General features: G+C 31.3%; 18 protein-coding genes. 15 read left to right on the top strand and 3 right to left on the bottom strand.

Going from position 1 to position 20,388, the window contains the following annotated elements; genetic code table 11:
- Nucleotides 1-28: 28 nt before the first annotated feature.
- The 3 genes from BXU11_RS08015 to BXU11_RS08005 all read left to right on the top strand — a co-directional run bounded on the left by BXU11_RS08015 (nt 29) and on the right by BXU11_RS08005 (nt 2,476).
- Nucleotides 29-1,033: a TerC/Alx family metal homeostasis membrane protein gene (locus BXU11_RS08015; protein ID WP_078211866.1), complete on the top strand. Its 1,005-nt coding sequence runs from the start codon at nt 29-31 to the stop codon at nt 1,031-1,033.
- 134 nt (nt 1,034-1,167) lie between these two features.
- The gene (locus BXU11_RS08010) at nt 1,168-1,575 is read left to right on the top strand and encodes a hypothetical protein (protein ID WP_078211864.1); all 408 of its coding nucleotides are present in this window, start codon (nt 1,168-1,170) and stop codon (nt 1,573-1,575) included.
- Nucleotides 1,576-1,669: 94 nt separating this feature from the next.
- Nucleotides 1,670-2,476 (top strand): endonuclease/exonuclease/phosphatase family protein, encoded by an 807-nt coding sequence (locus BXU11_RS08005; RefSeq protein WP_078211862.1) that lies wholly within the window; start codon nt 1,670-1,672, stop codon nt 2,474-2,476.
- A gap of 171 nt (nt 2,477-2,647) precedes the next feature.
- Here the strand turns inward: BXU11_RS08005 and BXU11_RS08000 are convergent, their stop codons facing one another.
- Nucleotides 2,648-3,346, bottom strand: a complete 699-nt coding sequence (locus BXU11_RS08000) for a DUF1826 domain-containing protein (RefSeq protein ID WP_078211860.1) — start codon at nt 3,344-3,346, stop codon at nt 2,648-2,650.
- Between the two features lie 268 nt (nt 3,347-3,614).
- Nucleotides 3,615-4,460 (bottom strand): universal stress protein, encoded by an 846-nt coding sequence (locus BXU11_RS07995; protein WP_078211858.1) that lies wholly within the window; start codon nt 4,458-4,460, stop codon nt 3,615-3,617.
- Nucleotides 4,461-4,677: 217 nt separating this feature from the next.
- Here BXU11_RS07995 and mnmE point away from each other — a divergent pair, with 217 nt between their 5' ends.
- From mnmE to BXU11_RS07960, 7 genes are all read left to right on the top strand, one after another.
- Complete coding sequence (gene mnmE / locus BXU11_RS07990; protein WP_024981641.1) at nt 4,678-6,078, top strand: tRNA uridine-5-carboxymethylaminomethyl(34) synthesis GTPase MnmE; 1,401 nt, start codon at nt 4,678-4,680, stop codon at nt 6,076-6,078.
- 149 nt (nt 6,079-6,227) lie between these two features.
- Nucleotides 6,228-7,355: a site-specific integrase gene (locus BXU11_RS07985; RefSeq protein WP_078211856.1), complete on the top strand. Its 1,128-nt coding sequence runs from the start codon at nt 6,228-6,230 to the stop codon at nt 7,353-7,355.
- Nucleotides 7,356-7,359: 4 nt separating this feature from the next.
- The gene (locus BXU11_RS07980; protein ID WP_078211854.1) at nt 7,360-8,058 is read left to right on the top strand and encodes a hypothetical protein; all 699 of its coding nucleotides are present in this window, start codon (nt 7,360-7,362) and stop codon (nt 8,056-8,058) included.
- 85 nt (nt 8,059-8,143) lie between these two features.
- Nucleotides 8,144-8,431 (top strand): AlpA family transcriptional regulator, encoded by a 288-nt coding sequence (locus BXU11_RS07975; RefSeq protein ID WP_078211852.1) that lies wholly within the window; start codon nt 8,144-8,146, stop codon nt 8,429-8,431.
- 88 nt (nt 8,432-8,519) lie between these two features.
- Nucleotides 8,520-9,734, top strand: coding sequence for a primase-helicase family protein (locus BXU11_RS07970; protein ID WP_078211850.1), 1,215 nt, complete (start codon nt 8,520-8,522; stop codon nt 9,732-9,734).
- Nucleotides 9,735-9,936: 202 nt separating this feature from the next.
- Entirely contained in the window at nt 9,937-10,803 is an 867-nt protein-coding gene (locus BXU11_RS07965) for a toprim domain-containing protein (RefSeq protein WP_078211848.1), read from the top strand.
- Nucleotides 10,804-11,009: 206 nt separating this feature from the next.
- Nucleotides 11,010-11,597: a BfmA/BtgA family mobilization protein gene (locus BXU11_RS07960; RefSeq protein ID WP_078211846.1), complete on the top strand. Its 588-nt coding sequence runs from the start codon at nt 11,010-11,012 to the stop codon at nt 11,595-11,597.
- Between the two features lie 141 nt (nt 11,598-11,738).
- Here BXU11_RS07960 and BXU11_RS07955 read toward each other — a convergent pair whose 3' ends face one another.
- Complete coding sequence (locus BXU11_RS07955; RefSeq protein WP_078211844.1) at nt 11,739-13,019, bottom strand: hypothetical protein; 1,281 nt, start codon at nt 13,017-13,019, stop codon at nt 11,739-11,741.
- 332 nt (nt 13,020-13,351) lie between these two features.
- Here BXU11_RS07955 and BXU11_RS07950 point away from each other — a divergent pair, with 332 nt between their 5' ends.
- The 5 genes from BXU11_RS07950 to BXU11_RS07930 all read left to right on the top strand — a co-directional run bounded on the left by BXU11_RS07950 (nt 13,352) and on the right by BXU11_RS07930 (nt 20,388).
- Nucleotides 13,352-15,598: an N-6 DNA methylase gene (locus tag BXU11_RS07950; RefSeq protein ID WP_078211842.1), complete on the top strand. Its 2,247-nt coding sequence runs from the start codon at nt 13,352-13,354 to the stop codon at nt 15,596-15,598.
- Between the two features lie 2 nt (nt 15,599-15,600).
- A complete protein-coding gene (locus BXU11_RS07945) occupies nt 15,601-16,971 on the top strand; it encodes a restriction endonuclease subunit S (protein WP_078211841.1) in 1,371 nt (456 codons plus the stop codon).
- A 9-nt stretch (nt 16,972-16,980) separates the two neighbouring features.
- Nucleotides 16,981-18,468, top strand: coding sequence for an AAA family ATPase (locus BXU11_RS07940; RefSeq protein ID WP_078211839.1), 1,488 nt, complete (start codon nt 16,981-16,983; stop codon nt 18,466-18,468).
- Nucleotides 18,461-19,090 carry a hypothetical protein gene (locus BXU11_RS07935; protein WP_078211837.1) on the top strand — a complete coding sequence of 210 codons (630 nt, stop codon included), beginning with the start codon at nt 18,461-18,463 and terminating at the stop codon, nt 19,088-19,090. The genes BXU11_RS07940 and BXU11_RS07935 overlap by 8 nt, the downstream gene beginning before the upstream one ends.
- Nucleotides 19,091-19,170: 80 nt before the next feature.
- A complete protein-coding gene (locus tag BXU11_RS07930; RefSeq protein ID WP_139363459.1) occupies nt 19,171-20,388 on the top strand; it encodes a hypothetical protein in 1,218 nt (405 codons plus the stop codon).

Genomic DNA, 20,388 nt, shown 5'->3' with positions numbered 1-20,388 from the left:
AATTAACTTTAATAAATAAACAAAAAAAATGAACAATCATCCAATAGTATCAGAACACCCATGGTTAATAGTAACCTTTGCAATTTCAATAGTCGTAATGCTCTTGCTAGACTTAGGTGTGTTTAGTAAAAAAAGTCACGAAGTTTCAAATAAGGAGGCTATAACATGGTCACTTGTATGGATATCACTTTCCATGCTTTTTAGTGGGTTGGTATATTACTATGCAGGTTCAACAAAGTTTTATGAATTTCAATCGGCTTATTGGATAGAAAAGGCATTATCTGTGGACAATTTATTTGTGTTTATTTTAGTGTTTAAGTTCTTTGATGTGGCTAATTCAAACAAACATAAAGTATTGTTCTGGGGAATCATTGGAGCTCTAGTCTTAAGAGCTATTTTTATTTTCTCAGGTGCATTTTTAATTGAATTGACTTATTTGAACAAACTATTAGGTCTTGCAGGAATTCAAGGTTTTAAATATGATATTAACATAATTATGACACTTTTCGGATTATTTTTAGTATATGCAGGAATTAAATCTTGGTCAGCTGGAGATGATGATGATGAAGAAGATTATAATGATACTAGAGGAGCAAAATTAATTAGAAGGTTCTTTAGTGTAAGTGATAAATATGATGGTGATAATTTTTTTACAATTGAAAATGGTAAAAAATTAGCAACTCCTTTGTTAGTTGTTGTCGCAGTAATTGAGTTTACAGATTTACTTTTTGCGGTGGATTCAATACCTGCAATTTTTGCAATCTCTAATGACCCTTTTATACTATACACATCAAATATCTTTGCGATACTGGGTTTGAGAGCATTGTTTTTTCTTTTAGATAATTTTATTCATTTGTTTAGTAAACTAACTTACGGTTTAGCGTTCATACTTTCATTTATTGGAATTAAAATGATAATATCACCATTCTACCATATTGAATCTGTTTACTCATTAATAGTCATTGGTAGTATTTTAGCTTTATCCGTAATTGCGTCAATTTTGTTTGCTAGCAAAGAAGAAGAATTATCATAAAATCTACTTTACAAAAAAAATATAATTTTAATTAATAAAGACTGTCTAAATTAGATAGTCTTTATTATTTATTCATTATGTGGTTTCCGGTAAGGAACTCGAAGGCAAGGCTTCTACTTTAGAAACAAAAAGCTATGCGCCGACCAATCCTTCTTTTGTTGCTTTTAATTGGGTGCATCCTTTCCTGCCAAAAAGAACCCACACCGCCTAAAGTCCAATCTTTTTATCAAGAGAAAATCACGCCAGATGATGTCAAAACCCTCACGACAGAGGAAGCAAAAACATACCATCGGGACACGGTATATGACTACGAATACCGCACAGGAACTTCTGGGCATTATGAGTACCAATACCAAGTACACGGGCGGAATGAGGCCAAAGATTCCATTAACGGCTTGATCAATATCAAAGGAAAATATGGCGCTGGAATTCTCATCGACAACAACCAAGATACCCTTGCCGTGGAGGTGGAATGGGTAGCGTATGGCGTGCTAAAAGGAAAAGACCAACAAGGCCGCTGTTATGAGTTGAGAGTCCATTAATGATTAGTAAAGAATTTTGGTCTTTCGCTCTGTGGTTGGGAAGACTGATGTTTCTTTTACAATCTTTATCTTTGGCACCCAAATTCCTCCATTCATGAACAAGACCTACAGCCTGTTTCTTTTCCTTTTATGTACTTCCTTTTATGCTCAAACTCGGCTTTTGTCTTGGAATATCGAGAACTTAGGCCGTTCCAAATCGAATCCTGAACTGGAGTTTATTGCCAATACCCTAAAGGACTACGATATCGTAGCCCTGCAAGAAGTCGTAGCTGGTGATGGAGGTGCGCAAACTGTGGCTAAATTAGCAGACGAATTGAACCGAAAAGGAGCGAAATGGGACTATTCCATTAGCAACCCCACCAGCAGCAGTGCCTACAAAACGGAGCGCTATGCTTATTTATGGAAAACGAATCGCGCTCGCCTGAAAGGAAAAGCGTGGTTGGAGTCGAAATTCCAACTCGAAATTGACCGCGAACCGTATTTGGCTACTTTTATCGTCAACCAAAAAGAAGTTACGCTCGTGAACTTTCACGCCATTACCAAAAGCAAACAACCCGAAAAGGAAATCAAATATTTTAAGTTGTTACCTGCTCAATACCCAAAACTGAACCTCCTGTTTTTGGGTGATTTCAACTGTCCGCAGTCGCATACTGTTTTTACGCCCTTGAAGAAAATGGGCTATGACTCCGCTTTGAAAGGACAAAAAACCTCCTTAAAGAGAAACAGTAAAAACGGAGCAGCATTGGCCTCTGAATTTGACAACCTATTTTACCATAAAAAAGTCAAAAAAATCGAAGGTGGAGTAATCCATTTTTATAAAGCGTTTAGTTCCTTACAAGAAGCCAGAAAAATTTCGGACCATATTCCGGTATGGATGGCATTTTCTCTAGATGAAAACTAAAATCCCCATTCAAAACCTAGCAAAACTATTTCAAAATCAATCTTTATTCCCCTTGCTCAGAAAACTCGTGAGCTGTCCTATTTTGAATACTACTGAAAATAGAATTCGCATAAATAGAAACGAATCAATTACATTTTAAACAGTAATTTGGAATCTTAACACTCCTTTTGATCAACAAATCAACAACAAACGATATTCTCCATCATTTTCTTTTGGCGCTCTGTGAATGCAAGGCAGTACCTTTTGTTCAGGATGATCGACCGCTAGGCGCCAAAGATGACCAAGACCTAAATTAGTCGGCTCAGCATGTGGCTTGGCTTGATAATGCAAGTCAAAATAATTATCTTTTAAAAAATCATCAAATTCATTGGATGACCCTTCGTGTAAAGCTTCAAGTTTGCTTCTTATTTCTGGAATTAGAATTTTTTGTTCCGCTTGTTCATTTGGAATAATATCACTAGCCGCTCCGTGATACGTACATAAAAAAGTATCTGTTGCAATGGGTGAACGATCTACATGATACGAATACACATCCGTAGAGATAAAATCAAATTCATCATCTCGGCCATAGCATTTCAATAAATTTAGAGAGGGAGAAGCCCCAAAATTAGCCAGCAATCGTAAATCGTTTAAGATAATTTCTCTTGCCTTTTGTCCCTCTTCTGATAACTGAAGCGCTAATAAGTCCTCAGGGGAAATTTCTGTTATATCTTCTTTCAGTTGCAGTTGAGCTACAATTGCTGCAAAATCACCTTCCAATGTTCTGTGCCAGCACAAAGCATTCTTTTCGCCCTTAAAATCAGTGTGTATCAGCTCAGTAAAGTTGGACACTACTTGAATTTGAGTGCTAGAAGAAATTGTTGCTTTCATTGTGTTTTTATATTAAAATTCTGCTCCTAAAATAGGCTGCAAAATTATAAAATTGTACGATATCTTTTCTTCTAGTTACACACGCTTAGCATCTAAGTAATGGTAAAAATTTGATGTCGTGTTTTAAAGCTATAAATTTCTTTGCCACAGCTTTCATAGCTTAGCACAGATTAATTCGTGGCGTAGCAAAAACTCTTTTAAATGATTATGACACTATACAGTTCTTGCTACTTAAACGAAAGCTACTAGATTTTTTTTTCTGACAACACTACTCTACAATAGTATCACTTTGAAGCGCTAAAATAGGTATTTCGGAATAATCTGAAAATTTTCGGGTCAGACTTGGGCTAAACAATTCGACAAAAAAGTTACGCTTGTAAGTGACCATCGCCAAAACATCGATGCTTTTTTGTGATACAAAATCTAGAATCGTGCCTTGTACATCTTCAAGGGGAAGAATGGTAAACTGAACAGGATACTGAGCAAAATGAGACTCCCACTCTTTGATGGTTTCAGGTTTCACATTAGATTGGCTTGTTTTTACGTACAAACATTTCACTTGGGCTTTTGTTTTTTGGGCTACAGCACAAACCAATTCTAGGGCTTTTTTATCTTTTTCTTTAAACTTGGTGGTAAAACCAATGGTGTTAATTTTTTGATACTTAGCATTGATCGGAACGCTCAACACAGGAACAGTAACTGCAGAAAGTACGGAACCTGTATTGGTACCCACAAAGAAGGTTTCCCAGCCTGTAGCGCCCGCTGTTCCCATGACTACAAAGTTTATATTTTCTTCCTTGATCGCTTCACGAATGGTAGTTACCAAGTCACCATCCATTAATCGATGGGTAATTTTTATATGCTCCATCCTTTCTTTTTCAGCAATAGCTCTCAGTTTGGGAATTTCGTCTTTGAACGCATCAAATTCTGCCAACTGTAATGACTCATAAATCATATAATAATTGTCAGGCGTAAACTGACTGTCGATAATTGGAAGCTGAAACGTGTGCAATAAAATCAATTCCGCTTCAACAACATCGGCCAAATGTAAGGCATGCACAAAAGCATTCGTAGCAACATCTGAGAAATCGGTTGGAAATAAAATTCTTTTCATGATTAAAAAGTTTAAAGGATTGGTTTTAATGGTTCTTAAAATTAAGAAATGTTTCTTCTATGTTGACTGATAATTATCAGTTTACCATATTTTTAACTATAAGATAATATACTTGACTTTAAACTCTCCAACTTTTACTTAATAGCACAGCCCCTTGCTCTCAACAATTGCAAAGCCAATACTTTTACTTACTTTTGCATACAAATAGACATTCCACATGATTCCAAACGATTCTATAGTTGCTTTAGCCACCGCTTCGGGTGCTGGAGCCATTGCCATCATTCGTATTTCTGGTCAAGATGCCATTCAAATTGGTCATTCTGTTTTTCGTTCCATCAAAAACAAAGACTTGACTACACAAAAAACGCATACTTTGCATTTGGGACATATCGTTGATGGTGAAAAAACCTTGGATCAGGTATTGGTTTCGATTTTTAAAGGTCCAAATTCTTATACTGGAGAAAATACAATTGAGATTTCCTGTCACGGTTCTACTTATATTCAACAACAAATTATTCAATTATTGTTGCGTAAAGGCTGTAGAATGGCCGATGCTGGTGAATTTACGCTAAGAGCCTTTTTGAATGGAAAATTGGATTTATCCCAAGCCGAAGCTGTTGCTGATTTGATTTCGTCAGATAACGAAGCGAGTCACCAAATTGCCATGCAGCAAATGCGAGGTGGTTTTTCGAACGAGATTGCCAAACTACGTGAAGAGCTCTTGAATTTTGCCTCCCTTATCGAACTCGAATTGGATTTTGCCGAAGAAGATGTCGAGTTTGCCGATAGAACTCAATTTCACGAGTTGATTAACCGAATTGAGTTTGTTTTAAAGCGTTTGATTGATTCTTTTGCCGTGGGCAATGTAATCAAAAACGGAATTCCAGTAGCTATTGTAGGCGAACCCAATGTGGGGAAATCCACCTTATTGAATGCTTTACTCAACGAAGAACGCGCTATCGTTTCGGAAATTGCGGGTACTACGCGTGATACGATTGAAGACGAATTGGTGATTGGCGGTATAGGTTTCCGATTTATTGATACCGCTGGTATCCGCGAGACCAAAGATTATGTAGAAAGCATTGGTATCCAAAAGACGTTTGAAAAAATTGAACAAGCGCAGGTCGTTATCTTTTTGTTTGATGGTTTAAAGTTCAAAGTTTCAGGTTTTGACTATATCACCGAAATTGAAAAAGTAAAAAATAAATACCCATTAAAGCCAATTCTTGTTGTTGTAAATAAAATTGATTTGTTAGCTGAAAATGAAATGGTAAGTATCAACAATCAACTTGAAACTTTAAACCTTAAACTTTTAAAAATTTCAGCCAAAAACAAAGAAGGCATCGAGGATTTAAAGAATCAATTGCTTTCGTTCGTCAACACTGGAGCGCTTCGCAACAACGAAACGATTGTAACGAATACAAGACATTACGATTCTTTATTGAAAGCCCTAGAAGAAATTCAAAAAGTGAAGTTTGGACTAGAAACCAATCTGTCCAGTGATTTAATGGCATTAGATATTCGGGAAGCCTTGTACCAATTCGGATTGATTACAGGACAAGTTACGAATGACGAATTGTTGGGGAATATATTTGCTAATTTCTGTATTGGGAAGTAAATACACTTTCTTTAAGTTTCTTATACTTTCTCTTAGTTGACTCCCATTGATTTAGAAGTGTTTTTACTTTCTTATATTATCTTTAATTTATACATTTGTTACACTTCATGTACACCTTATCAAAAACAAGGTGTAAAAATGTACACCTTATGATAATTAGTTTAAAGAAGAAGAAATTGCAAAATGGTAGATATAGTTTGTATCTAGAATACTACAAAGGATCAACTGTTAATGCAGCTGGCAAACGTATTCATTTGAGAGACTTTGAGTATCTAAAGTTATATCCACATCAAGATCCGAAAATTGCCAGTGAAAAAAAGGAGAATAAAGAAATTGATACTTTAAGCGAACAGATATTATCAATCAGAAAAGCCGAATACTTTCAAGGCAAATTTGACATCAAAAACAATACAAAATCTAAAACCTTATTTTTAGAATATTATAGTAATCAAGCGGAAGAACGTGTTGATTCTCCAAAAAATTATGGGAATTGGACAGCTTCCTTTCTTCATCTTAAACGATTCTGTAATCCAAATATAACTTTTGATGAAGTTAATGAAGAATTCGCAAAAGCATACCGAAATTATTTGGACAAAGACGCTAGAACTAAAAGCGATCTTCCATTAGCTCAAAACTCAAAATATTCTTATTATAATAAATTCAAAGCTGCAATAAGAGCCGCTTTTGAAGATGGCTATCTTACAATGAATCCCGTCAAAAAAGTAAAAGGATTTGAGCAAGGAGAAAGCCAAAGAGAGTATCTAACTTACAATGAGTTAGTAGCTATGAATAAAGCTACTTGTAAATATGATGTCCTAAAACGAGCTTTTATTTTTTCCTGTTTAGTTGGTTTAAGATGGTCTGATATAAATACACTTGTTTGGAAAGAAGTAAGAGACGAAGGAGATATTAGCCGAGTAAATTTTAGACAAGAAAAAACAGATGGTGTAGAATATTTATATATTTCAGAAGAAGCAAGAAAACTACTCGGAGAAAGAGAAAGTCCTTCAGAACGTGTTTTTAAAGGCTTGAAATATGGAGCTCATTTTAATGCTGAAATATTAAGATGGTGTATGAGAGCTGGATTAACAAAGCACATCACATTTCATAGCGCCAGACACACCAATGCTGTCTTACTTTTAGAAAACGGAGCCGATATCTACACCGTTTCAAAAAGGCTTGGTCATAGAGAATTAAAAACAACCGAAATTTATGCTAAAATCATTGATTCTAAGATGAAAGAAGCCGCTAATCTAATCCCTAACATTAATAATTAAAAGAATGGAAATTATAAGCTACATTATTGTTGTATCAATTTTAATTAATATTTTAGTACAACTAGGTTTAATTTTGAGATATTATTATCCCTTAATCATACAATATTTTCAAAATAAAAAAATCACTTGGAATTCTAATTACGATAGAATAATTGCAGCTTCATTTTTAGCATTTTTTTGTTTAAGCATCTATTTAGGTCGCATACTACTGACGTCTTCAAACGAATTGTATTTGGCAATCTCATATATAACAATATTGTTTTTTTTAACAATCTCAATATATTTAATTCACAGAATGGGATTTGCAGAAAGAGCCAAGAACAGTTTAATTTCTCCAAAAGAACCAACGATTAAAAATTTTAACCACTTATTAAATAATTCCCAACTTAGCTATCTATATAATGAATTAAGAAAATATTCTGTTATCGATGAGAAAATTGAGAAAAGCAATTTTTATTCAGATTTTCTTTCAAAACCAATGCAAATAAATTTAACAGCATTTGATTTGTATTACTTTCATAAGCTAGTTCAAAATAATTTAAATCTAAATCAGAGGATTCCTTTAAATAAATTTAGCGATTCATTTCTAACTGATGATAATATCCCATATAAATATAGTTCGGTAAAAAATGGAAAGGATAAAGAACGTAATTCCGATAATGCTAAAAATTTAAATACCATTTTCATGAGTTTTCCAAAATAGACTTTCGTTACTTTGTAATAAAAGTCATGCTCAAAGCGATAAGCATTAGTGACATTTGCTACCATAACGATAAAACAAATCACTTATGGAAAGTAATGCTATCATTCAAAAATTAACCCAATTAGAGAAACTTATAATTGGGACAAACAAACAAATCTTCACTGTTGATGATGTTGTAAACTACACGGGATTCTCAAAAAGTTATGTCTATAAATTAGTACACAACAACATACTCCCCTACTCCAAACCAAACAACAGAACACTCTTTTTTACTAAATCAGAGATTGATGAATGGTTACTACAAAACAAGTCAAAATCGGTTTCTCAAATCGAAAAAGAGGCGATCAATTATACAAATGCTGTAAAAAAATAAAAGCGTTCAATTCCGCCGAATTGCAACGCTTTATTTTAACTCTAACCATGTTGTGTCTGACAAAGATACAATAAAACCATATTGTATAATGAAAAACATGTATTTAAGAATAGGAACTACCTATTTTAAGAAATCCTTATATCCTTTACCTTCAGGTGATTTTATCGAGATTTTAGTAATTTGGTCAGCAGAATTGATAAGACAAGATCACGGTAAAAATGTCCTTTCAGAAATTGAAAGATTTGATGGATTCATATGTATTCCTGAAAATCGTCCTGAACACTTTAAGAAAAGAGTCCAGGACTATTATAACACCTATCATCAAATAAGTAAATCGCCCTCAGAAGGCGATATTACCCATACACTTACTTTCTTATCCCATATTTTTGGCGAACAGCTAGATTTAGGAATTGACTATTTGCAGTTGCTTTATTTAAAACCAACCCAAATATTACCCATTTTATGTTTAATTAGCAAAGAAAGATCAACCGGAAAATCAACCTTCCTAAAATGGTTAAAAGAAATCTATGAATATAACTTGACTTTTTTAACCAATAGTGACTTTACTTCAAACTTTAACTCCGACTGGAGTTCAAAACTATTGATTTGTATTGATGAAGTTTTGTTTAAGACTGATGAACTCACAGAACGTATAAAATACCTTTCTACGACTAATACACATAAAACAGAAGCCAAAGGAAAAGACAAAAAAGAAGCTTCCTTTTTTGGGAAATTTATTCTTTGCTCCAATAATGAAACATCATTTATTAAAATTGATGCTGATGAAATTCGGTTTTGGATCATAAAAGTGAATCGTTACAAAAAAGAGGATGTTAATTTCTTGAAAAAACTAACTGACGAAATTCCTGCATTTCTACATTTTCTAACAACTAGAAAATTATCCACCGAAAATCAATCCCGAATGTGGTTTACTCCAGAACAAATTAAAACTAAGGCTTTATTAAAGTTAGTAAAACATAATTCGAACCAATTGGAAAAAGAAATAGCTAATGTTTTATTGAATACAATGGAAAGTTTAGATATTGAAATTCTAGATTTCAGTTTTTCTGATTTATTGAATATTTTAAACAAGTTTAGGATCAAATATGATGCTGCTGAAATAAAAAAAATTATTCGTAAAAATTGGAAATTAGAGCAAGCTAAAAATTCAAATCAATATCAAAAAATAAGCATCACTAATGATTTAGATTTCTACCAAAATTTAACCAAAGGGCGTTATTACTCGATAACCAGATATTTTTTATCTGATTTTAGTGATGAATTGATGACAACACAAGATTAAACCAACAACAGTAAGGCTTTACATTGTCATCATTTTGTCATCAAAAATTATAATGATGAATAAAAAATGATGACAGAGTTTTAATAATGATGACGTGATGACAAAATGAGGAGACGTAATCCCCTATCAATATTGGGCTGAGACCACTTTGTCATCAATTCATCACTTTTTTGCATTTTTTTAACCTACAAAATACGCTGTAATGAATTCGACTCAAGCAAGAGAAATTTCAATAGAAAAAGTACTTCAAAATTTAGGATGTGAACCCACAAAATCAAATGAAAATGAAAGTTGGTATTTATCCCCTTTTAGAATTGAAAAAACAGCCTCTTTTAAGCTCAATAGAAAAATTAATCGATGGTTTGACCACGGAGAACAGAAAGGTGGGAACGTTATAGACTTCGTAATTCAAAAGTTTGGATTTAGTGTTAATGAAGCTTTGAGTTACCTAGAAAAATTCGATACTTTTTTTTCTTTTCAAAAGCAAATTTTTGAAACACCAACTAAGGAACTAAATAGCACTAATCATATTAAAAAAATATTACCGGTTCAACATGTCGCTTTAATTCAATATCTAAAAAATAGACAAATACATAATTCCAAAAATATTAAACAGCTCAAAGAAATCCACTATACAATAAATGAAAAAAATCACTTCGCTTTAGGATTTCAAAATAAAAGCCAAGGTTGGGAAATCAGATCCAAATATGCAAAAATCTGCTTAGGAAAGAAAGACATATCACTAATCTACAATGAATCAAAAACGCTAAGAATCTACGAAGGTTTTTTTGACTATTTATCTTTTATACAGGTTCGGGAAAATTTAATAATGGAGGAATCGGATTATTTGATTTTAAATTCGGTGGCATTGTTAGTGACGAATATTTCGGTTTTGAGTGATTATGATTTTATAGAATTGTACTTAGATAATGACACGACAGGAGATAAATACACTTCATTGGTAATGGAAAAATTTAAAAATGCGAAAGATTGTAGAAAGCATTTTCTTGGATTTAAAGACCTAAATGAATGCTTGGTAAATGGCAGTGAAATTAAAGATTTAGTATAAAGAATGGGAGAAGCAAGAGGGAACGGAGATGAATCTCAGTTCAAAACATAAAGTACTGATTTTAAATAGTTTGTGTTTTTTACTTTTTTAAAAAGTAGGCATAAATGAACGCATTTAAAAACATAATCAATTAAAAAACAACACATTATTAGTTTCAACATCTACATATTTGCGTGCAAAAAGCATCCATTTTAATAAAAAAACAAATGAATATAAGAATCGGGGAGAAAGCAAAAAACGGACTAGATAGACTAAAAAAAGCAGGTAGATATACCACTTTAACAAGTTGTTTGGAAGACATAGTTTGGTTTTTTGAAAGAAATAAAATAACTCCAAGAGATAGAATAAATCAAGAATTAAACGAGCAGTTATTTAGAAACAGTATAAGCGAACGGAGGTCTTTTGAGGAACTTAAAGAATTCATTAAAGCCGATTCTCTGAGCTTAAGGAAAAGATTTGGAGCAATTGAAAGAGATTATTTTAAAAATTTTGCAGAGAAGATAGATGCGGTTTATAGTATTGTGAACAAAATCCCTGATGATGAGATATCGGGATATTTTAGAGATGTCGATGGGTTATTTGATTCGAGAAATAATATGCTCATCAAATTAAACGAAGAATTAGAAAAAAGCCAACTAAAAAACAGATCATTGGAAGAAAAAATACAAGAATATCACAGGTGTTTAGAAGCAATAAATAAAGCTGTTAGACTTGAAAGAACCACAGTAGGAAACAAAATATTTATAGATTTATCCAAAGAAGAAGCCGAAAAATTATTCTATCTAACACCTTGAAAATAACTTCGTTATCCTCAATTTTCAGTTCAGAGGTTTTAAGCTACAGAAAACCTCTGAACTGAAAGTCAAGGTAATTCTATTGTGATTGTATCGATTTGTTAGCCAATCATAAGATTACCACCCCAACCACAGCACATCTTATTCATCTTCGTCTTTAAAAGACTCTTTATTTGTAGAGAGAAATTTATAAGTATTAAGATAATCACCAACTGTCTTAAATTGCACAAATTCTTGTATATCATCAGAGTTATTCTGATTAATTTCAAAAATTTCCGATGGAGTTATTCTATACCCCTGTCCATTTGCCTTTAAAATATAACTGAAAAAAAAGTCCGAAAAAGAACTTTCCTGTATATATTTAGGTTTGTCAAAATGTCCTAAATTATAGCTGTTTGCAATGATTTTTTCTGCTTCATTTCTGATACACTTCAGCAAATAATTATAAATATGATTTCTTGTCACTTGTCGTTCCTCTTTGAAACGCAATGTATTATTGGTATACTTCCAAATCAAATTATAAATCTGACCAATAGAAAAATGATTCGTTAAATACTCCAGTAGATTATCTATTGCAAAATCATTTTCAAATTCTATTTTAAGAACCTGATTAAAATTGTAAGCAAGATATAATTGAGCTTCATGTTTGGCAATTTTTTTCCAGTATAAAAAAAGCTCTTCGTAGCTTAATTTTAATTGATCTTCTGCCCTAGCCAAGTAATTATACAATTCATTGTTTGATAAATTCTCTTTCAAAACATTGATATTCCATTTCATTTTATGGAGTTCAAAAGAAAGAATGGTTTCCTTAAATTTATTTTCTTTAATTCCGATGAAGCTATAATCACTTTCAGGATGAACCGTTAAAATCTTTGATTTATAAAGCGGTAACACAAAATCTTTGTTATTTTTCCAATTTTCTTTACTGGAGAAAGGAACAATATAAGTTAAATCTTCTGAAGACATATTCCGGACTAACATTCCTAGACTTATTTTCTCTTCAGCCGTGAGCTTGTCAAAAGGGATTTTTACAGATTCTTCAAGTTCCAACTGATTTGAAATGCGTTCTTCTCTTTCTTTTTTTTCCTGTAAATAAGTTTGACGTTCTATGTCACGACAAGTGCCACAAGTACAAAGTCCTTCGTTTATGTGACCACAGTTTGAGCACACAGCTTTATTTGAATTTCTATCCCTATGATGTGGGACTACAACCATTTGGCAGTTACATAAACCACAAATTTCTGCTATTTTTTCCCAAGGAAATTGTTCTTCAAAATTATTACTTTGGGGAAGCTTGTATTTTGCTTTTAAGGCAGTCATGGAGATCCTATCCTCGTAATACTCTTTCATTAAAGTAGTCATCTCATCCTGAGACAGAAAATCAAATTTATTACCTTGTTTTTTAAATGGGTAATGATTCATATAGTGATTGTTTAAAATTACAAGACTAGTGCGCTTCTCTTTAAATAATTAAATAAAAAGGCTTAAAATCAATGTAAATACCCTAAATATCATAAGGTGTTACTTTAGAAGAAAATAAATAATTTAAAAGCATTATTCTTTCTTTCAAAAGCAAATGTAATAAGCGAGTGAAGTAATTAGTATTTAAGATTTCAAGGATAGTTAGTAGGTTTTTAAACTGCTATAATTTTGAGATAAATAAAGAAGTACTAAAAGAAAACAAAAACAACAAAAAATAGTATTAAAATAGTATTTTTGAAGATTATCATACTGTATAAAAATACAAGTTCCTTATGAAATTAGACGTTCAGATTAAAGATAACAAAATATTTGCACCATTACTAAATAAATGGCTGATTCTTAAACCAGAAGAAAAAGTAAGACAAGAGTACATATGTCGACTGTTGGAAAACAAAGGTTTTACTTTGGATCAAATGGATCAAGAAGTAAAAGTGAGTAACTCTCAACGTGGTCAAGGTCGTGCTATGGCTGATATTGTTATATGGAGAAATATAAAAGACAAATCAGAGAGTAAAAGCCCAATAATTGTTGTGGAATGTAAAGCGGAACACATTACCGTTCGTGAAGAAGATTATTTCCAAGGTTATAATTATGCTTCATGGGCTGGTGCTGATTTCTTTGTTACAACCAATCTAAAAGAAACACGAATTTTTAAGGTTGTAAAAGGAAACATACCAAAAAAACTAGAAGAAATCGTTGATATTCCAGATGCTAAAATCATCAATGATGAGAAAAAAGTAACTGAATATCTAAAAAAGACAAAAGCATTTACAAGAGACGAATTCTCTAAACTGCTATTCAAATGCCATAACATTATCCGCAATAACGATAAGCTATCACCAGAGGCAGCTTTTGATGAAATTAGCAAAATTTTGTTTATCAAAATACGATACGAACGGACTAATTCTGGAGCTCAAATTTTCTCAAAAGAAGAATTCCAAAAAGCCAAATCAAGTTACGAAAAATATAAACCGAAAGATGGTAAAGATTTTTATCAGTTTTTGTTTGAGCAAACCAAAGAGGATTTTAAAGATGATGATTTATTTGAACCATCTGAAATAATACGTATTAGAGAAAACAGCTTTGAAGCTATTGTTGAGGAATTACAAATTTATAACCTATCAACTACTTCCGATGATGTCAAAGGAATTGCTTTCGAACAATTTCTAGGAAGAACTTTCAGAGGTGAACTTGGTCAGTTTTTCACACCAAGAACAGTTGTTGATTTTATGGTTAATATTCTTGATCCCGAAGAAGGAGAAGTTTTATGTGATCCTTGTTGCGGTAGTGGCGGTTTCTTAATCAAAGCTTTTGAATTTGTAAGAGCAAAAATTGAACAAGAAATTCACGAAGAAAAAGAGCGAATTAAAGCAATGTATTTCGATGCTGCTTTCGAGAAGATGAAAGAAGCCGACAAAGAAAAAGTAGATGAAACCGTAAACGATTTATTTGCCAAACTCAATGCAGAACTAGACATAAACAATCCAGACAGTCGTTTACGAGTGTTGAGCTACGATTGTATTTTTGGTACAGATGCAAATCCTCGTATGAGTAGAACTGCCAAAATGAATATGATTATGCACGGCGATGGTCACGGTGGCGTACATCACAACGATGGATTATTAAACGTAAACGGAATATTTGAAAACCGTTTTGATGTCATTCTAACCAATCCCCCTTTTGGTTCCAGAGTTGAAAAATCTCTAAAAATTACCGAAGCTGATAAATACACCGACGAAGCAAGAATTGCAAAATACCGCAAACGCTATGGCGAAGCATACGATGTGGCATTACGACAAATTAATGATAACATCAATAAACCTTTATTGAGTTTATACAAAACAGGGAAATTAAGTTCACTTACCGAAGTACTTTTCATCGAGCGTTGTTTAAATTTATTAAAACCAGGTGGCAGGATGGGAATTGTTTTACCCGAAGGCGTTTTAAACAATACCAACTTACAAAAGATTAGAGATTTTGTAGAAAGCAAAGCAAAAATTCTACTTATAACCTCTATACCTCAAGATGTATTTATTGCAAGTGGTGCAACAGTAAAACCAAGTTTGTTATTCTTTAAGAAATTTACAGAAGCGGAAGTAAAAGAATATAAATTAATCCAAACGAAAGCCAAAGTAGCTATCGAAGATATATATATAAACGAGCTACAAGTAATTAAATCAAAATTAGCCTTAAAGGGGAAAGAAGCCCTTTCTAAAGAAGATAGAAAAGAACTTCAAGCCAAAGAAAAACAACTAGGCCAAACCATAGAAATTGAAATAAAAACCAAAATCAAACAACTTTTTGATTACGAAATACCAATTGCCGAAGTAGAAAAAGCAGGGATTAGTACAACTGGTTCAGTAATAGAAAATGAGTTAATACCATTAGAAGTAGAATTTACAGCTTATAGAAAAGCTAACAAACTTTGGAAAGGCATCTTTGATGAAGTAAAATATGAAATCATTAATGACAATATTTTTAGAATGGAATTAGGGGAACCAGTAGCTTTTTATAAATAGTTATGGGAGTTAATTCATTATTTAAAATCGTATCATACAGCAGCATTTCTAGTTGGGATGTAAAGAATTTTATTAAAAAGAGTAATTCTTTTAATCCTAATATTCCTCTAGTACTTTTTGGTGAGTTTCTATCAAAAGCAACTATTAAAAAAGTTAGTATTGAAGACAATGAAACCTATAAAATTCTAGGCGTTAGATCGTATGGAAAAGGAGCTTTTGTAAATAGAGAAGTTGAAGGTAAAACACTAAAAATGAGAGTGTATCAACAAGCAAAACCAAATCATTTATTTTGGTGCAAAGTAGATACAAAAAATGGTGCTTTTGGAGTTATAAGCAATAATTTATCATCAGGTTTAGGTTCTTCTAATATGACTTTTGCGGAAATTGACACCAATAAAGCAAATGTTGATTTTGTTCAATTATATTTTAAAAGCAATCGAATTTACGAATATTTAGATGGTTTTGTTACTGGTACTACAAATCGAAAATACATTAGACCTGATCAATTATTAAAGGAAATTTATATTCCGCTCCCATCACTAGAGGAACAAAATCGTATAATTGGAGCATATAATTCTAAATTAAATTTAGCAGTGCAACAAGAGAGTTTAGCAAAAGAACTTGAAGAAAGTATTGAAAAGTATTTATTTGAAGAGTTGGGTATCATTAAAGCAGAAGAAAGAAAATCAAATAGTTTTTTACAGTTTATTAGATATACCATAATATCGGAATGGGGTCTTGATAAAATTTTTAATTCAAATGAATTAAAATCATCCCTATACGATATGACTTCATTTGAAACAAATCCAAACTTAGTAAAAAGTATTTTTAGAGGTAAAAGCCCAAAGTATTCTGAAAATTCAACCAGACTTATTTTAAATCAAAAATGTAATCGTTGGAATAACATCGAGATTGAGCACTCCAAAACAGTTGACGAACGTTGGTACAACGGTATTGATAAAAACTTTTTCACAAAAGATGGTGATGTAATAATCAATTCAACTGGGGAAGGAACTATTGGTAGAGCTACTTGTCTAACAAATAAGTATGAAGGTTTATTATATGATAGCCATATGCTTTTATTAAGAGTTAATAAAAGTGTAATTGATCCTTTATTTTACACATATTTATTTAATAGCCATTTTGGTCAAAATCAAGTGGACGGAATAAAATCTGCTCAATCTACAAAACAAACAGAATTAGGGGTAAATAATTTAAAGAAAATTGTCTTTCCACTAACATCATTAGAAAAACAAAAAGAGATTTCTAAAAAAATACAATTAATAAAATCACAAATCAAACAATTGAATAATTCATCAATTAAGAACAAAGAAGAAGCTATTTTGGAATTTGAAAATGAAATATTTAATTAAATATTTATTATGAGAATAAAGAAGTTATATATAGAAACATATAAAAAATTTTATCCATCTATTACTATTGATTTAAATAGTGAGATTAACGTACTTATTGGAATAAATGGTTCTGGTAAATCAAGTGTTTTTGAAGCCATAGCTATTATTTTTTCTGAAGTAAAACAGTTTTGCTTAGATGGCAAAACAAGGGAGTCAATATTTAATTTCAAAATTGATTATAGTTTTACAAATGAGGTTGTTATTGAAACGACAACTACCACTTTAAAATCAAAAACTTCTATAGAATATATTGAGTTAACTTCTAGCAGTGAATCTGGGCTTCTATTCACAATGGCTATTAATGGTACTATTATTAAAGACAGAAAAGAAATGCTCAAATATTTACCTGATAATCTAGTCTTTTATTATGCAGGTTATTCTTCAATTCTAAAAAATATTGTTCAAGAAACAGAAAAAATTCAAGCCAAAGAACTTTATAGCATAAAAGACAACGATGTTTCATTAATTCCATATTTATTATCAAAACAGATAATCTATATAAAAGAAAAGCATTACCCTGTTCTCTTTCTAATGAATTATTATAAAAGTAATAATTTACAATTACCATTATCAAATCAAATTTATAAAGTAAGGAGTGTAAATTTACATCTCAAAAAACCGGATGATTTTGCCAATAATGATTATGATGATTTATATAAATTAACTGGGTTTCTAAGAACTTACCTTGATGAAGTTTTAAAAACATCGTATTCTGGAAAAGTAGAATTAGATATTGATGATAAAAAAACCTTTATTCATATTGACTATCATAAAGGCTTATTAGATGCTATCTATGATATGGGTAATTGGTCAAACGACTATGAGTATAAAAACGATACATATCTTCTATTTCAAATAATGAATTTGTTGTTTGAGGTAGGGATTTTGGAAAAAATATCAGTTTACATTTCTACTGATGATTTAAATAATTCTATTGATATAAATGACTTGAGTGAAGGAGAACAACAATTAATAACTATTAGTGCTTTAAAACAGCATCTTCTTAAAGATAATTCGGTTCTAATAATGGATGAGCCAGATGCTTTTTTACATCCAAAAAGACAAACAGAATTAATTCCATTTTTAAGAAATATTTTTAGTGATAATAGTTATAATCAAATTCTTTTAGCCACACATTCTGCTAACTTATTAAATAATGCTAGCAATGAATTTGTTAAGGTTAATTTAATTCAAAATGGCAAAGTTTCAGATTTACCATTAAATTATTATGGACGTACAATTGCTTCAGTGAATTATAATTTAATGAATGTTACGGAACGACCAAAAGAAATACAGGACAAATTAAATTCTCTTTTCGAATATTTAGAGATAGAGAAAGTTGAAGAAAGTGAGAATTTATACAATGAATTATCTATTATTTTAGGGAATGATGATGAAGATTTAATTAGAGCAAACATTGAATTAGAATTTTTAAAATCTGATTTAAATGGTTAATATCGTTAAAACTATCCAACCACCATCATTACTACAGGCAATTAAAAATGGAGTGATTTTGTATGATAATCTTGGTAAAAGAGAAAAAGTTGATTTGAGAAATAAATTGCTTAAGGATCAGGGTTATATATGCTGCTATTGTCAAAAAAGACTTCCTCATAAGTTTATCGTTAAGAGTAAAATTGAGCATTTCCTTTGCCAAGATAAAAATCCTAAGCTTCAATTAAACTTTAATAATTTATTTATTGCTTGTAATGGCATAGGTAACAATGATGTATTTACTTGCGATACGAAAAAAGCTAATTTAGATATAAACTCTTTTGATTTGATTAATTCTAATATAACATCTAAAATTAAATATACTAAAAATGGTGCTGTTTTTTCTGACGATCAAAATATAAAGAATGATATTGAGAATATACTTAATTTGAACGATGAGAATTTAAGAAAATCTCGTGAAAGCGTTTATAAAGCAATTGAACAAATAAAAAAGCGATGTGGTTTAAAAAAAGGTAATTACTCAAAAAAAATAGAAAAAAGCATACGAGACTGTATCGCAAAAGATGCTAATGGTAAATTTCAACCATTTTATGGGGTTAGCTTATACTTTTTAAAAAAATAAATATTTATTCAACAATGCCCGAAATAAAAAAAGTGTTCTACAATCTCTTTTGGCAAAATCAATCATGCCAAAACTTGTTTATGCTTTCAAAAGAAGAACTTTTAGAAACCACAACTATTGGCAATGATGAAAACGCATTCAGTTATTCATTACCAAGAATTACTATTTCCAATGCCCAAGATAATGACGATGGTATTCACGATACTATAAAGTTCAGAAATGAAACCCAAAACATTTTTTTAGATGGTTCATTAAATGCTAAAATAGAGTATTTTACACCAATACTGGAAGACTTTTTTGACAAACATTTCCGTAAATCATTTGAAAAATTAATCAATGACTTTGATAAAAAAGGATTGAGTTTGTTTTTTAGAGCAATAAAAATTCTCACTGACGAAGAGAACAGAGAAAAGAACAGTATCAAGTTTTTAAAAGAGTATGGTTTCATTGGGCATAACATTGAAACGTTCAAAGAAATTGAAACTAATTTCGAAAGAAGATTAAAACCAAAAAAAGGCAACGAATTAATAAATGAGAATACTATAAATACCTTTTTTGAAGGAATAAAATTCATAAAGGAATTATATGTAAACCATTCCTATAAAAAGCTTTACAATACCAATCAAATTCTAGTAAACACATTAAATAGTGAAGATAATTTTACTTCTCGTATAAAATTATTTCATCTACTTTATGATAATAAAATTATTGCGCCAAGTAGTGAAGATGCTTTTATAGAATGTTCACATTGTGATTCGGGTACATACAAAGGCGTATTTCAACTACGAATAAATCCCAACAAACTCAAAGACTTAAAATGTCCTGTTTGCTCTAAAGAAGTAACTTATTTTGTTCCTTATGAATTGCATAAAGAGATTTATGATGTAGTGAAAAGTCAAGACGGATTGCTTTTAGATGCCTATTGTAATGTATTGGAAAGCAACAAGTACCAATATCAAACTAATCAACACTTTTTAGACAATATTGAAATTGACTGTATTTTTAGTGATGGAACTTTTACTTACATAGTGGAAGCAAAAATGTATAAACTCAATACCGATATCGACAAGCTTAAAAGCAAAATTAGGGAGCATTTCGGTAAGTTGATAAAAGATGTTGAACGAATTCAAAAACTACCAGAATTCAAAGAAATAGTTCTAAAACCAATACTTTTAGTAAATGTTATAGATACTTTTCTAGTCCAAGAAATTGAGGCAGAACTCAAAGAAAAAAACACAGGAGTAATAGGGCAAAATACTAGAATTCTAAACTTGAATTCATTGAACATTAATAATTAA

The organism is Flavobacterium sp. LM5 (assembly GCF_002017945.1).
GTDB classification, from domain to species: Bacteria; Bacteroidota; Bacteroidia; order Flavobacteriales; family Flavobacteriaceae; genus Flavobacterium; species Flavobacterium succinicans.
Note: the sequence above shows the minus strand (reverse complement) of the source record. Positions and strands in the feature narration are given on the sequence as shown.